Source organism: Candidatus Sneabacter namystus, from assembly GCF_008189685.1.
GTDB lineage: Bacteria > Pseudomonadota > Alphaproteobacteria > Rickettsiales > Rickettsiaceae > Sneabacter > Sneabacter namystus.
Genome location: NZ_CP043312.1, coordinates 334,212 through 349,043, shown reverse-complemented (window position 1 = coordinate 349,043; position 14,832 = coordinate 334,212). Strand labels below are relative to the sequence as shown.

Here is a 14,832-nt window from a genome sequence, read left to right as displayed (position 1 = left end):
CTATGTCTTTTCACGCACCTAACATAGATCCGGTAATTTTACAACTAGGACCACTGACCGTAAAGTGGTATTCGATGGCGTATTTAATAGGAATACTGGCTATATTAAAAAACTCAAAAACAATAGTGAAAAACTTCTCTCTTTCTGACAAATACTTACGTATAGAAGAATTGTTATTACCAATCATAGTAGGAATGATACTAGGAGGAAGAATTTTTTATGTACTTATATATAACTTGGATTTTTACATGCAATATCCTGCCGAAATATTATACATTCACAAAGGAGGGATGTCGTTTTTTGGAGGATTGACAGGAGCAGTTGTAACAATATTTGCATTCTCTAATAAACATAATCTAAGCACTAGAAGGATTTGCGATATAATATCTCTAAATGTACCAATAGGAATATTTTTCGGCAGAATAGCAAACTTCATCAATAAAGAACTGTATGGTAAAGTTACAGACCTTCCTTGGGGAGTAGTGTTTTTTCAAGATCAGCCAAGACATCCTTCGCAATTATACGAAGCTTTTTTAGAAGGCATAGTGTTGTTCTTCATATTAAGATATTTTGCTTACAAGAAAAAAAGCATGCTCTATAAAGGCAAAACAACGGGAATCGCTCTTATCGTATACTCAATTGCAAGGTTTATTGCAGAATTATTCAGGGAAATAGATATAGAATTTATCTATGGAAATTTACATGTAACAGCAGGACAGTTATTTACAATACTTACTTTATGCATTGGTTGCATATTAATAGCAAAATCTTGCAATAAGAAAGACAAAATGTAATTTAACAATGGACATCTATTTAGCTTTTGTGTGTAAATTTCATTCTAACACACTTCCACCTATCAAAATTTGCGGGGTCTAACTTATCAAACGGAGCTGATAGAGTTATAGCTCTTAAATTTTGATTGTAAAGCGTATTTTTAGTTTTTTCAGTGATAAGTCCTGTAGCATTATCAGCAATATATTTTACATAATTAACGCTTCCATTTTTATTAAGCCCTATCTCAAATACCATCTCCACTTCTTCTATACCTTTTGCAAATAAACCAACACAGCTGCGGTGCAACTCCACTTTACTTTTGATATAATCTATCTCTGCAAGGCTATCTGCATCTTCAATATCATACTCTGGGACATCAAAAACATTACCTTCCTCTACTACAGAGGCATTTTGTCTCGTATTCTTTAAAATAATTTTCTTTGCAGAAGAAACTTTTTTATTGTCTTCTTTCTTTGCTATATCTTCCTTTTTCACATTCCAAGTCTTATCTTTTGTATCACTTACAACCTTTTTCCCTGGCTTAATGTCTTTCGTAATACCTGGTTTGTCAGTAGCTTTACCTACTGCACTAGCAACTCTACTACCCTTTTTACTTACTTGTTCCGTATAAGATAGAATTTCTACCACATTATCATGGAAAATAGGTACATCAGCACCTTTTACTGACGCTATAAGACATAAAACAATCAGATGCAGAGCAGTGGATAAACAAGTAAAAAAAACGAACTTTTTCTTCTCTTTACTGCTATCATCTTTGCACTTACGTATATATAGATTCACAGATAGTTACCTATCTTACCTTCTCTTTTACAACTAAGCCTACTTTAGTAAAACCAGCCAATTTAACACTTTCCACAACCGATACCATTTTTCCATAAGGAACCAATTCGTCACAAGAAATTAGCACCTTTTTACTTGTATTCCTACCAGAAATAGCCTTTAGCTTGTCAGCAAGATGCACTTTTTCAACCTCAGAATCTAAAACGTATATTTTATTATCTTTTGTAATACTAATTTCTATCGCATTGTTAGAATCTTGTGTTGCCGTAATATCCGACTGTGGTAAATTGAGATCCACGTGAGAAACTAACATAGGAGAGACAAGCATAAATACTACCAACAACACCAACATAACATCCACAAGAGGAGTAACGTTAATGTCATGTATAAGAGTTAACTTTCTTCTACGCATCGATTCTGGAATCATTTTTCAAATATTTTGTTCGTCTAAAATTCTAGAAAATAAATTATAAAGATCAGAGAGAAAATTTTGCATTTCAGACTCTAATTTATTAACACGCATACTAAAAATATTATAAGATATGACAGCCGGTATCGACACAAATAATCCGACAGCTGTCGCAAATAACGCTTCCGCTATACCAGGCGCTACAACAGCTAAACTAGTATTTTTAGATATAGCTATAGACTGAAAACTTCTCATAATTCCCCATACAGTACCAAGCAAACCAACAAAAGGAGCTTTAGTACCTAAAGTTGCCAAAATTGCTAAGTATTTTTCAGCATCCAAAATAGATAAATTTTTAACAGAAGTAATAGCATAAAGAATACGTTCTTTAATAGCGGTACGCATTAAAGAAGGTTTTTTCGCCCCCTTGCATTCCTCCATAGATACTACAAACATGCGAGCGAGAGGGTTGCTAACATTACTTTTAACAGAACCATACAATGAATCCAAAGATTTCGCCTCCCAAAAAGTTTTATCAAACTTATGCATCTTATACGCAAGACGTTTATAGAATATATATCTTTCCAAAATTATAGCCCAAGAACAAATAGAACTAGCTACCAAAGTAAGCAAAATTATCTGACTGATAAAATCAGCAGAAATTATCAAATTAAAAAAAGATAAACCACTCTTCATACTACGTTTCTGTACTATTGAAAATTTAAACTAACAACTAAATATGGATAGCTCTACCCAAAGAATGCAGCACCGATTCATATATAGACTCAGAAAGTGTAGGATGAGGAAAAATAGCTTCGGCTATATCTAAATCTATTGTCTCAAGCTTTTTAGCTAAAGAGGCAGAATGTATCAACTCACTCACATCTGCTCCAATCATGTGAACACCCAACAACTCTCGTGTTTGTTTATGCCATATAACCTTTACAAATCCCTCTTCTTCTCCTATAGCTAAAGCTTTGCCATTTGCATGTAAAGGAAATTTTCCAACGTCAATTGGATATCCCCTTTCTTCAGCAAAAGCCTCAGTAAGACCAATACTCGCAACCTGAGGATTGCTATAAACACACGAAGGAATATCACTAACATTGATAGAAGACGATGAAACCCCTGCTATCTTATTTACAGCAATGATAGCCTCATGACTTGCCTTATGAGCTACCCATGGCCCAGATACGATATCTCCTATAGCATATATATCATCGTCTGTAGTTTGCAAAAATGAATTAGTCTTCACAACGTCATCATTCAACATCACTTTTGTTTTCTCTAAGCCTATGCCCACTACATTTGGTTTCACTCCCACAGCAACTAACAATTTTTCTGATTCTATCAGTCTACCATCTGCTAAAGTGACAATTACACGTCCTTTTTCCACTTTTACAGATTTCACAGAAGCATCACATATCACATCAACGCCTTTTCCTTTCAAAGATTTTTCCATGCAGTTACTAACATCTAAATCTTCTCTAGGTAAAACATTTTCCATTTGCTCTATTATTGTAACTTTACTTCCCAAAGCACTGTACATAGAGGCAAATTCCACACCAATGGCACCACTACCAATTATCATAATAGATTGAGGAAGTGATGCAGGAGTCATAGCATCTTTGTAACTCCAAATACAAGATCCATCAAATTCCACGCCAGGAATACAACGAGAACTAGCACCTGTTGCCAAAATAATTTTTTTAGCCCTGACGTTAACATCTGTACCATCTTTTTTACAAACTAAAATTTCGTTAGAACTGACTAGTGTTCCTTTGCCATATAGTACCTCTACCTTATTTTTTTTCAGCAAATGTTCAACTCCTTTATTTAATCTATCTGCTATCTTTCTAGAACGATCAACCATATAGGATAAATCACATTTTACCCCATCTACTTGCACTCCGTAAGATTTAGCTTTTTTTATCAAAGAGAATACATCTGCAGACTTTAGTAGCGATTTTGTAGGAATGCATCCCCAATTTAGACAAACACCACCTAATCTCTCCTTCTCTATTATCATAACTTTCATCTTAAGTTGCGCAGCCCTAATAGCAGCAACGTACCCACCAGGACCTGCACCCAAGACTAATAAATCAAAATCCTCATTCATAACATCTACCATATAATTTTATAACAACAAAACAGATGGATGTTCTATTATATTCTTAAATTCAGATAACCATTTTGCAGCCACCGCCCCATCTAGAACTCTGTGATCACACGACAATGTCACTTTTATGACATTTTTTACAGAAAATGCACCACTGCTGTCTTTATAGACAACCTCATTTAGAGATCCAACAGATAAAACAGCACTTTGAGACGGGAGAATAATTGCACTAAACTCTTCTATACCGTACATACCTAGATTTGATACAGTAAAAGTACCTCCTTGATTTTCTTCTGGTGTAATACTACCACTACGAGCGCGATTAACACAGTCTTTTACTGCGGTAGATAACTGCTTCAACGTCATGTTATTTACATCTCTTACAACAGGCGCAACAACGCCAGACTCCAATGCAACTGCTATACATATATTGACCGTATTGTACTGAATTATACACTCTTCAGTCCATTGAGAATTAACCTGAGGAACGTTTTTCATAGCGAACGCCGCAGCCTTTAATATGAAATCATTTATAGAAAATTTCACATCCAAAGAAAAGTTTAAATCTTGCTTCAACCTTATAATTTCATCAGCATTACAGCTAATGGTTAAATAAAAATGAGGAATGTTTTTCTTAGATTCAGAAAGTTTAGTAGCAATACTACGACGCATTGAACTTATGTCTATTTTGTGCATTGATACATTATTTGTTAACACAGGTGTACAAAAAGACAAAACGTCTCTTTTTATTATTCTACCACCAGGGCCAGTTCCAACAACTTTTCTAAGATCTATTTTATTTTGAGCAGCTATACTCCTAGCCAAAGGAGATGCAAAAATACGCTCCCGATTTTTATCTTCAACTGCAATCCCATTATGCTTCTTTACTTGTAGCATTTGGTTATCTTTCTCATCACTAACGACTTTTTCTTCTTTTTTCTCCAAAGGTGCAACTTGCTTTACCGAGCTTTCATCTTCTCCTTCTTCTAGTAAAACAGCTATTTTTGTATTTACCTCAACATTATCTGTACCAGATTGGACTAAAATTTTGAATAAAGTACCTTCATCTACAGATTCAAGCTCCATAATAGCTTTATCCGTTTCAATTTCGGCAATGACATCACCACACTTTACCTCTTCCCCTTCTTTTTTTGTCCACTTTACCAACTTTCCTGTACGCATAGTAGGTGATAAAGCTGGCATTAAAACGTCGATTGGCATATCAAAAATGCATTTATTGAAATATTACTTATGGTCAAAAACTTACTCTACATTCATTACCCTTTTTACTGCGGTCACAATATCACAAACATCTGGTAAAGCAGCTTGCTCTAGATTTTTTGCATAAGGCAGAGGAACAGAAACACCAGATACGATTTCAACTGGTGCATCCAAATAATCGAATACATTTTGCATTAAAATGCTTGCAATAGTAGCTCCTACTCCTGAGGTAAACCACCCTTCCTCTACTACCACAACTCGACCTGTATTTTTTACAGAAGAACAAATATTATCTTCATCAAGGGGCACTATTGTACGTAAATCTATTACTTCTGCAGATATACCAAGAGATCGCAACTCCTCTGCTGCTTTTAACACAATGCCTACATGTCTAGAAAATGTAATAATAGTGACATCATTTCCTTGAGCTCGTATTCTTGCCACTCCAGGATCTAAATCTTTAAAATTAGACTCATTATCAAAAGCAACACCATACATAAGCTCATTTTCTAAAAAAACCACAGGATTTGGATCTTTGATAGCGGTTTTTAACAAACTTTTAGAGTCATGGGCACAATAAGGAGAAAAAACTTTTAACCCAGGAATATGCGAAAACCATGATGTATAATTTTGGCTATGTTGAGCACCAACGCTGGCAGCAGCGCCATTAGGTCCTCTAAACACTATAGGACAATTAAGAGTTCCACCAGACATATACAAAGTCTTTGCAGCAGAATTCACTATGTGATCTATTGCCTGCATAGCAAAGTTAAACGTCATAAATTCCACGATAGGCTTCAAGCCTGCAAACGCAGCTCCAACACCAACACCAGCAAATGCATGCTCAGAAATTGGAGTATCTATAACTCTCTTAGGACCAAAACGTTGCAGCAGCCCTTGAGTTGCTTTATAGGCTCCCTGATATTCCCCAACTTCCTCTCCCATAATAAAAACTCTGTCATCCAGTTCCATTTCCTCTGCTATAGCGTCTCTTATAGCTTCCCTTACAGTAATAGAGTTCACGACCATACCTATTTGCAATAAAATGACAGATCAAATAACGATATCCAATCTTCTAACATATTTTCTTGGTAAACACATCTTCTCTTAAATTAAGAATATTAGGAAATTCAGAATTTTCAGCAAAATCAACAGCAGCTTTTATACGATCTTTTATAGATTTTTCAATTTCTTTAAGCTGAGATTCAGTTTTTATTCCCATCTCTAATATCTTCTCTTTTGCATACGCAATTGGATCACTTTCTTTATATTGAGCCACTTCTTCTTTTGATCGATAAAAACCAGGATCTGACATAGAATGACCTTTGTACCTGTAAGTCTCTGCTTCCAACAGATATGGGCAGTTGTCATTTCGCACTTTATGCGATAGTTCACAGAAAGCTTCGTATAAAACATCTATTTTCATGCCATCTACTCTCATGCCTTCTATCCCTAAAGACTCCCCTCTTTTATATAAATCTGTCATACCAGTAGATCTTTCAACGGAGGTACCCATAGCGTAGCCATTGTTTTCTATAATATATAGTACTGGCAAATTCCATAACTTAGCCATGTTAAAAGACTCAAATGTTTGTCCCTGATTAGCTGCACCATCTCCGAAAAAGGTATAAGACATTCCACCATCCTGTTTGTATTTATGAGCAAATGCAATACCTGTACCAAGAGATACACAAGCACCCACGATACCATGTCCGCCATAAAACCCTTTATCAATATCAAAAATATGCATAGAGCCACCTTTTCCCTTCGAAGAACCAGTAACCTTGCCCATTAACTCAGCCAATACGATACCGGGATCCATACCACACACTAAAGCATGCCCATGATCTCTGTAAGCCGTAATCATAGTATCTTGTGAAGATTTGCTCAAATAAGCAGAAACAGCTACTGCCTCTTGTCCTATGTATAGATGACAAAATCCAGAAATTTTCCCCATACCATAAAATTGAGCACACTTTTCTTCAAATCTACGAATAAGAAGCATTTTTTCAAAAGCTTCAATCCATAACTCTTCTGAAAGCAACATAGTTTTATTTGAAAAAAATCATTAGTAACGCAAAAACAGGAAATGATAATATAATACGAATAGTGCAAAAGCAATAAATGCTAATTTAAGCATCTGGAAAGGATATACATAAAATGAAACAGTATTACATAACAGGCAATATCAACAAAGATATTGAAAATTTAGAAAAAATTTTAAAAAGCACCAACCAACAGGTAATAGTATCAAATTTGCCAGAAGCGATGTATTTTCTGGGAGTTATGGTGATAGATCAATGCTTTGGAAAATTAAAAAAACTATATCAAAATAAAATAGACATAGAAATAAATACAGGAGATAGTCTACCTGCCTTTTTTACAGCTAAAAAGCTAGGTTATACAAATATACAACATTCAATAAAGACATCTTCAGTCACCTAAAAAAACACATACAAGTATATCGTTTATCTTTTTTAACCTGTAATTATCAATATCCAAAAATGTTTACTGAAAAATATGTTAAAGTAGGCATTGATAAAAGGTAGCAATATTGTTAGAATTCAATGGCTAGCGTAAGATAATAAAGTAATAATAAAAATGGTAAAGAACGTCGTAAAAGCAATATCTTTGGTGATGTTATTGTCACTTTCTGCTTGTAAATGCTCTAAAAAATCTTGTAATGACAACATGATTGCACCAGAATTCGGGGCAACTGGGGCAACTTTGGAAAAATCTGCAGAAAAAGCTCTAAGGGAATTTGAAACACAGGTTGGAGATATTGTTTATTTTGCATTTGATAGCAGTGAACTTTCTTCTACAGCAAAAAATTTATTGGATAAAGTAGCTGAGTGGTTAGCACAACACAATAATTTTTCATACAATGTCATAGAAGGGCATTGCGATGTTATTGGAACAAGAGAATATAACTTAGCTTTAGGAGAAAGAAGGGCTGAACAAGTAAAAAGATATTTGGTAAGCTGTGGTATAGCTCCAGAAAGATTAGTTGTAGTATCGTACGGAAAAGAAAAACTAGCACGACTAGGTTCATCTCCTGAAGATCACAGTGCTAACAGACGAGGTATTGTCGTACCTGGAGTAAAGTAAGCATAATTTTATTTGAGAAAGCGTTTTTCTACGCTGCTCTTTCTATTGCATATTAAAAGACCTTATAGGGAGTATGGCTTCTTGTAGGGTCTTTTTTATGTATAAATCCCCATTTTGTTTTTGTGAAATGGTTTTCAACTTTTAGTTGCATCGTGATGGAAAGTTCATATACTCCATGATGATAACTCTAAACCATCTAAGTAAATAAAAATTATGCCACCATATAAAGACCTAAAAGATATGGGGTTTTTTTTCTCAACATCTACAATAGAAAATTTTATACCCAATTCTAGTAACGACCAAGCAGTTGTGGAAAAAATAAATGAAGCATTAAAAAGCCTTAGGATACACAACATACAAGCTATGAGTAAAAATCTGAATGGCAAGCCTATAGAATATAGCGAAAAAAACGGCATACAGAAACATATCGCACACGCAAAAAATCATCTATCTTTTTGTGTTGTAGCTCTACCTTCTCCACGACCAAAAGAAAACAAAATAACATGCTCTAATTTAAACGAAGTAGCAAAGGAACTAAAAATATCGAGCAACTTAACCCAAGAGATTTTAGACGCACAAGGGCTAAATACAACACTAAATGACGCGAAATTAGCAGCAATTACTGCTCAAAAATCCTCAAATGCGGGATCGGATATAAACACCAATACACAAGAAAGTAAAATTCATACTAGCGATATCATATACAAAACATCTACCCTGAAAGACAGTGAGAGCAAAAAGCTAAATGATGTCGAATATGCTAACAGAATGGATATATTTTTTGAAAAACTAAATGAGCATGTAGACAAAGCACAACATTTACATTACAAACCCGAGGCACATGGACAGCAATACCATCACAGTGAATTAACAATGCTTGTAGAAATGAGCAAGGAGGTGATAGACCAGACTATCGAAACAGCAAAAAAGGTAGATGGAAAAGCACAAGTATTTATTATATTTGATAGCTACCCAAACACCATGTGTGGTAACTTATGTAGACAAGCCATTTTATGCTTAGGTAGGGTAATTGCAGCAAATTTAGGAGATAAAATTGTGCATCGTCCACATGTAATAGTCAATTCAAGACAGTTTTATCATCATAAAAAAAAGATAGAAGCCATCAATCCTATGGAGACAAATATATATTTACCTTATTTCATAGAGGTCTTGCCATCAAAATTAATACGCAATAGCGACGAGGAAGAAATATTGCCTAATGATAACAATATAGGACAAGGAACTACTGCTTTCCAGAGCATGTATAGCAAAGAACAGACTAATGAACAACAAGGACCAAGTAAGAAAAAAATAGATGGTGGTGGAAACTCAATATTGAACAGCTGCTTTAACAATAATAACAATTCTTCAAAAAAAGAAAAAATAGATGATGATGACATAGACTTAAAAGATTCTTATAAATCACAAAGCAACAATAATCTCACTTCTTCATTAAAAGGTAAAAACAAAAAAAGAACAAATAGGCCATTTGATGACAAAAATGGAGAACCAAAACAATGTTCAGAATCAGATACACAACTTGAACCACCATCAAGAAAAAAATTCAAAGGTAATTCGTACAATATGCCACAAGAGAAAGAAGACGACTGCTAAAAGAAAAAAACAAAATACTAGAACAATTTAAAAAGAAACCCTAATAGATAACAACAGAAAAACAGCTCTCAATCTTTCTATAAGTGAGCTGTTTTCTTATTAGACAATATTCTCATATAGACAATAACCTGTTTACTTACACATTGGTCTTTATTATCCTACCGCTGATATACTTAGTTATGCTCCCGTCTTTCAAACGCAAAATTAAAGCACCACATTTGGGATCTAAACCCACAATTTTGCCTTCAACGCACCTATTTTCACACTCTTCAAATACAATTATTTGATTGTTAAACTTTTCTAATCTAGGAAATAAAGAATTTCGTATACTAGAAAATCCATCTTGAAACAAAATGTTCATACCATTACACACCTCTACACTTAGAGTCTGAAGCACTGATTCCAACGATACATTCCCAATTTCATGTGCTATAGATGTTACTGGCTGATCTACAACATCTAAAACATCTAATGTCACGTTAACATTGATACCAATACCTATGAGAATAAAATACAGAGGTAATTTTTCTGACTGAATAGATTCTACTAGAATACCAGAAATTTTTTTCCTGTTTACATATACATCATTTACCCACTTAAATGTACCTTTAATACCAAATTTATCTAAGGTATGTAAAATAGACAAAGCTATAGTGTGAGGAATGCAAAAAAAGTTATCCTTTTGCTCAGATGAATAAGTAAAACCAAAAGTTGCATATATGTTACCAGTAGGAGAATACCATTTGTTAACTCGTTGCCCTATACCTGCACTTTGAGAATCTGCTGTCACAAGATATACCTTTCCAGGATGAAAACTTTGTACAACCTGCTTTAGAAGCGTCTGTGTAGAATTTACGGTATGATAATGATAACGTTCTATGAAAGCGCTAGTATAACGCCTGTTATATGAAAACCCATCTGGAAGCATATGTGCAATATCATCTTTCATAAAATCTTACACCTTGAAATGCTTAGAAGAAACGATATGGTGGGCAGTAGTGGCATCGAACCACTGACCCCTACGATGTCAACGTAGTGCTCTACCACTGAGCTAACTGCCCTATTTTGGTCGGGGCAGAGAGATTTGAACTCCCGACCCTCTGGTCCCAAACCAGATGCGCTACCAGACTGCGCTATACCCCGATATGCTAAAGATGGTAAATCCTATAACCTACATTACATTAATATCACATTCTTTCCATAGGAGTAACTCCCATCACATTACATCCATCTTTTATTACATTTTTTACCCCATTTAGCAAATAAGATCTTGCGCACGTTAGACTTAAATCTTCATGCACTATAAATCTGTAACTTTGGCCTTTGTCATCTCTTAGATTCCATAAAGCATGAAACTCTTTAGCAAGAGTATATAAATAAGACACTATTTTATGAGGTTCTTTTTTTAATACAACATTTTCAAGAACTTGAGGCCAAGAAGAAAGCTTTCTTATAAGAAGTATTTCTTCAGAAAGAATGAGTCTACCTAAGCTTTCGTCCATTTCGCTGTACAACTGCCTCTCTTTTTTAATTTTACCTAACACAGAACATGATCTTGCATACGCATAATTAATGTAAAAAACTGGATTGTCACTTGAATATTCATTCACTTTTTCTATGTCAAAAGTCAATTCAACATCATGCCTTATGCTAAGCATCATGAATCTTATAGCATCTTTCCCGACTAACTTAACCAATTCTCCAACACTTGCAAATACGCCTTGTCTTTTAGACATAGGCATTAATACACCGTTTTTGAGATATTTGACCATCTGTGTAAGAGCAACATCTATTTTCGCCTTTCCTTCGCCTAAGGCCGTAACAGCACCTTTCATTCTTTTAACATATCCAACATGATCAGCTCCTAACACTACGACCAAATCATTAAAACCTTCGGATACTTTCTTCTTTATATAAGCCAATTCAGATCCAAAATATGTAAAATCTCCATTAGATTTCTTCACCGTTCTATCTTGAGAATCGCCAAATTTACTACTAGCAAAAAGTAATTGAGGCTGATTTTGTTCATAATCTTCATCTACAACATGTCCCTTGGGCTTATTTAACGATCCAACATATACCAAACTTTTTTCTACCAAATAAGAAATCAAATCGTCTGTAACATGAGCTTTATGTAAAGAACTCTCGAAAAAAAATACATCATGCTTCACGCCTAAAGAATGCAAATCATTTTTAATGATGCGTAACATTTCATCAATGCACAAACGTTTCACATCATCTGGTATATCTGCTAAATCTAAAAGCTTGTCTCCGTAAATATCATACAAAGATTGTGCTACAGGTATCAAATATTCACCTGGATATAACCCCTCTCCTATAGGATCATTTGTAGATAAAGCAATATTTTTATACCTAGACAATATAGAAGAAACCAAAATATTAACCTGATTTCCAAAATCGTTGACATAATATTCCCTTGTAACTGCAAAACCACATACTTTCATTGCATTTGATAAAACGTCACCATACACAGCCCCTCTAGCATGACCTACATGTAAAGGACCAGTGGGGTTAGCTGAAACATACTCAACATTGACCTTATTGCCTTGGGATAACACAGGATGCAGATAAGACAAATCATTTGTAGCAATATTTTTTAATTCCTTATGCCAAGAATCTATTTTAATGGTAATGTTGATGAATCCTTTGTCGGAAACAATAACATTTTCCACATCTTGTAAAGTACGTACATGATCAGATATAACATCGGCACATGCCTTTACGGACTGATTTAGTTGCTTTGCGCACAAAAAAGCAGCCGTAGTAGAAATATCAGAGTGGATACTATCCAAATTTACAGGAATATCTCGAAGATCTACTTCAAAATTTGAAACTAAAAATTGTAAAATCTCTTTTTTTATTTTAGAAAAAATATTCATAGCCTATAATGCCCATATAGAAAGCGCCAGGACCATTGTATCAGAAGTTTGCCAATTTATAACAGACAACTAAATTAATAACATAGACAACATGTTAATAACTCAACAAGCTATAGAAAGAATAAAAAAATTACTAGAATTAGAAAATGAAAAAGACCTAAAATTACGTATATCAGTAGACAGCGGAGGATGCGCCGGCCTTCAATATAGTTTTGAGTTCACGCAACTGTCAACATCAGATGACGTAGTTGTTTCAAAAGATAACATAACAGTAATAATAGATTCAATATCCTACAAATTTATTCAGGGCAGTACTCTAGATTTTATAAAAAACGTCAAAGGAGCATTCTTTAAAATAGTAAATCCAAATGCTCAATCTGGTTGCGGTTGTGGTAATTCTTTTTCAATATAACTAAGTGAAATTCAAATATAGCAGGTATGTAAATCACTCAATGACCATCTTGAACGTGCACAAAAATCCAACTTAGTAGTATGTCCCATCGTAAAATGTTCTTGAGCAGCCCAGGCTATCATAGCTGCATTATCAGTACATAATTTCGGAGAAGGAGTAAAAAAAGCAAATCCTTCTTCTTCAGCTATTTTTTTTAATAAATTTCTTAAATAATTATTAGAAGCAACTCCACCTACTATTACAAGAGTGCTTGTATCAACTGAATGAAGTCTTTTAAACTTTGCTATTGCGTTTTTACATCTACCAGAAAGAAAAACCCCAACCGTATACTCAAAAGAAGCACATAAGTCATTTTTCACACTATCAGATACAACCTTTAACTTCTGAATAAGATATCTCATATGAGTTTTTAACCCAGAAAACGAAAGATCACATCCATCTCTACCAGAAAGTGGAATGGGTAGTGAAAATGCTTTTCTATTACCAGAAAGGGCATATCGCTCTACAATAGGACCTCCTGGATATCCTAATTCCAACATTTTTGCTAACTTATCAAAAGTCTCACCTAAAGAATCATCCAAAGTTTCCCCTAAAACACGATACTTGCCAACGTCTTCAACTGATACAAATTGACAGTGCCCTCCAGAAATTAACAATGCCAAATAAGGAAATTCAACATCTGACTCTAATCTAGCACTTAAGATATGACCCTCTAGATGGTTTATTGCTATAAAAGGCTTTTGAAAACATAAAGACAAAGATTTAGCAAATGTAACACCTGTTATTACTCCACCTATTAAACCTGGCCCACCAGTTGCCGCAATTGCCGATAAAGAATTAAAATCACTTTTTTGTTGAGCAAGCTGTGTTAACTCACCAATTTTACTCAAATGAAGCCGCGCAGCCACTTCGGGAACAACACCAGAATATTTACTATGCTGAGTAGCTTGACTGTAAATTAAGTTACTTACTATATTTTTTTGACAATCCACCACAGACAAACACGTTTCATCACAACTGGTCTCCACTGCTAAAATATATCTCATACATCAAATACAAACCCTAATAAAATACAGCAAAATTATAAAACTAATAAGAAAAAACTACTTGTCGGAAGGTACCCTATTTATTTTTATCATCTGCTTTGCAATATCCCTCACGAAGTCTACCTCTAATTCTGCTCCCATGCAAATATCAAAAAAATTTCTGGAATCTGTAAAGAGCCAGTAGTAAGCCTCCTTTTGTAATTTTGCAGACTGTTTACTACAGCAAGACGAATATTCTGACGCATCTATTATAGCTTGCAAAATAACAGCCCGACACAACGCTTGTTGAGGATCATCATTAGCAGATTTAAGTCTTTCAAAAGGCGCTTGAATCTTTAATACAGACATCTAGATAACCAAATAAATTCCTAATTAGCAACATCACGATACAATGCACGTGAATATACACTAATTAAAATACTAGAAGA

General features: G+C 34.4%; 16 protein-coding genes and 2 tRNA genes. 5 read left to right on the top strand and 13 right to left on the bottom strand.

Annotated elements, in window-relative coordinates; all coding sequences use genetic code 11:
* The first annotated feature begins 2 nt into the window (after positions 1 to 2).
* The gene (gene lgt, locus FZC37_RS01615; protein ID WP_148951989.1) at positions 3 to 794 is read left to right on the top strand and encodes a prolipoprotein diacylglyceryl transferase; all 792 of its coding nucleotides are present in this window, start codon (positions 3 to 5) and stop codon (positions 792 to 794) included.
* 19 nt (positions 795 to 813) lie between these two features.
* Here lgt and FZC37_RS01610 read toward each other — a convergent pair whose 3' ends face one another.
* Genes FZC37_RS01610 through pdhA form a run of 7 tightly spaced genes read right to left on the bottom strand, consistent with a single transcriptional unit; the run spans position 814 to position 7,371 of the window.
* Positions 814 to 1,575 carry a hypothetical protein gene (locus FZC37_RS01610; protein ID WP_148951988.1) on the bottom strand — a complete coding sequence of 254 codons (762 nt, stop codon included), beginning with the start codon at positions 1,573 to 1,575 and terminating at the stop codon, positions 814 to 816.
* A 10-nt stretch (positions 1,576 to 1,585) separates the two neighbouring features.
* A complete protein-coding gene (locus tag FZC37_RS01605; RefSeq protein ID WP_148951987.1) occupies positions 1,586 to 2,002 on the bottom strand; it encodes an ExbD/TolR family protein in 417 nt (138 codons plus the stop codon).
* Positions 2,003 to 2,005: 3 nt separating this feature from the next.
* Positions 2,006 to 2,680, bottom strand: a complete 675-nt coding sequence (tolQ, locus tag FZC37_RS01600) for a protein TolQ (protein WP_148951986.1) — start codon at positions 2,678 to 2,680, stop codon at positions 2,006 to 2,008.
* A gap of 37 nt (positions 2,681 to 2,717) precedes the next feature.
* The gene (gene lpdA / locus FZC37_RS01595) at positions 2,718 to 4,103 is read right to left on the bottom strand and encodes a dihydrolipoyl dehydrogenase (protein ID WP_148952243.1); all 1,386 of its coding nucleotides are present in this window, start codon (positions 4,101 to 4,103) and stop codon (positions 2,718 to 2,720) included.
* Positions 4,104 to 4,121: 18 nt separating this feature from the next.
* Positions 4,122 to 5,324, bottom strand: a complete 1,203-nt coding sequence (locus FZC37_RS01590) for a 2-oxo acid dehydrogenase subunit E2 (protein WP_148951985.1) — start codon at positions 5,322 to 5,324, stop codon at positions 4,122 to 4,124.
* Positions 5,325 to 5,366: 42 nt separating this feature from the next.
* Positions 5,367 to 6,353, bottom strand: coding sequence for a pyruvate dehydrogenase complex E1 component subunit beta (locus FZC37_RS01585; RefSeq protein WP_148951984.1), 987 nt, complete (start codon positions 6,351 to 6,353; stop codon positions 5,367 to 5,369).
* 46 nt (positions 6,354 to 6,399) lie between these two features.
* Positions 6,400 to 7,371: a pyruvate dehydrogenase (acetyl-transferring) E1 component subunit alpha gene (gene pdhA / locus FZC37_RS01580; protein ID WP_148951983.1), complete on the bottom strand. Its 972-nt coding sequence runs from the start codon at positions 7,369 to 7,371 to the stop codon at positions 6,400 to 6,402.
* Positions 7,372 to 7,484: 113 nt separating this feature from the next.
* Between pdhA and FZC37_RS01575 the strand changes: the two genes are divergently transcribed.
* The 3 genes from FZC37_RS01575 (at position 7,485) to FZC37_RS01565 (ending at position 10,046) form a co-directional block, all read left to right on the top strand.
* Positions 7,485 to 7,769 (top strand): hypothetical protein, encoded by a 285-nt coding sequence (locus FZC37_RS01575; RefSeq protein WP_148951982.1) that lies wholly within the window; start codon positions 7,485 to 7,487, stop codon positions 7,767 to 7,769.
* A 156-nt stretch (positions 7,770 to 7,925) separates the two neighbouring features.
* The gene (locus FZC37_RS01570) at positions 7,926 to 8,432 is read left to right on the top strand and encodes an OmpA family protein (RefSeq protein ID WP_148951981.1); all 507 of its coding nucleotides are present in this window, start codon (positions 7,926 to 7,928) and stop codon (positions 8,430 to 8,432) included.
* A 213-nt stretch (positions 8,433 to 8,645) separates the two neighbouring features.
* Entirely contained in the window at positions 8,646 to 10,046 is a 1,401-nt protein-coding gene (locus tag FZC37_RS01565) for a hypothetical protein (RefSeq protein WP_148951980.1), read from the top strand.
* Between the two features lie 136 nt (positions 10,047 to 10,182).
* On the opposite strand, the gene FZC37_RS01560 is transcribed toward FZC37_RS01565, so the two are convergent.
* From FZC37_RS01560 to argS, 4 genes are all read right to left on the bottom strand, one after another.
* Positions 10,183 to 10,995: a biotin--[acetyl-CoA-carboxylase] ligase gene (locus FZC37_RS01560; protein WP_148951979.1), complete on the bottom strand. Its 813-nt coding sequence runs from the start codon at positions 10,993 to 10,995 to the stop codon at positions 10,183 to 10,185.
* A gap of 37 nt (positions 10,996 to 11,032) precedes the next feature.
* Positions 11,033 to 11,107: transfer RNA gene (locus tag FZC37_RS01555), tRNA-Val, on the bottom strand.
* Positions 11,108 to 11,112: 5 nt separating this feature from the next.
* Positions 11,113 to 11,189, bottom strand: a tRNA-Pro gene (locus tag FZC37_RS01550).
* Positions 11,190 to 11,233: 44 nt separating this feature from the next.
* Positions 11,234 to 12,946: an arginine--tRNA ligase gene (argS, locus tag FZC37_RS01545; RefSeq protein WP_148951978.1), complete on the bottom strand. Its 1,713-nt coding sequence runs from the start codon at positions 12,944 to 12,946 to the stop codon at positions 11,234 to 11,236.
* 91 nt (positions 12,947 to 13,037) lie between these two features.
* Between argS and erpA the strand changes: the two genes are divergently transcribed.
* On the top strand, positions 13,038 to 13,358 hold the full coding sequence (erpA, locus tag FZC37_RS01540; RefSeq protein WP_148951977.1) for an iron-sulfur cluster insertion protein ErpA: 321 nt from the start codon (positions 13,038 to 13,040) through the stop codon (positions 13,356 to 13,358).
* Between the two features lie 11 nt (positions 13,359 to 13,369).
* Here the strand turns inward: erpA and tsaD are convergent, their stop codons facing one another.
* Together tsaD and FZC37_RS01530 are read right to left on the bottom strand one after the other, a co-directional pair.
* Positions 13,370 to 14,404 (bottom strand): tRNA (adenosine(37)-N6)-threonylcarbamoyltransferase complex transferase subunit TsaD, encoded by a 1,035-nt coding sequence (tsaD, locus tag FZC37_RS01535; protein WP_148951976.1) that lies wholly within the window; start codon positions 14,402 to 14,404, stop codon positions 13,370 to 13,372.
* A 57-nt stretch (positions 14,405 to 14,461) separates the two neighbouring features.
* The gene (locus FZC37_RS01530; protein WP_148951975.1) at positions 14,462 to 14,752 is read right to left on the bottom strand and encodes a hypothetical protein; all 291 of its coding nucleotides are present in this window, start codon (positions 14,750 to 14,752) and stop codon (positions 14,462 to 14,464) included.
* Between the last annotated feature and the right edge of the window lie 80 nt (positions 14,753 to 14,832).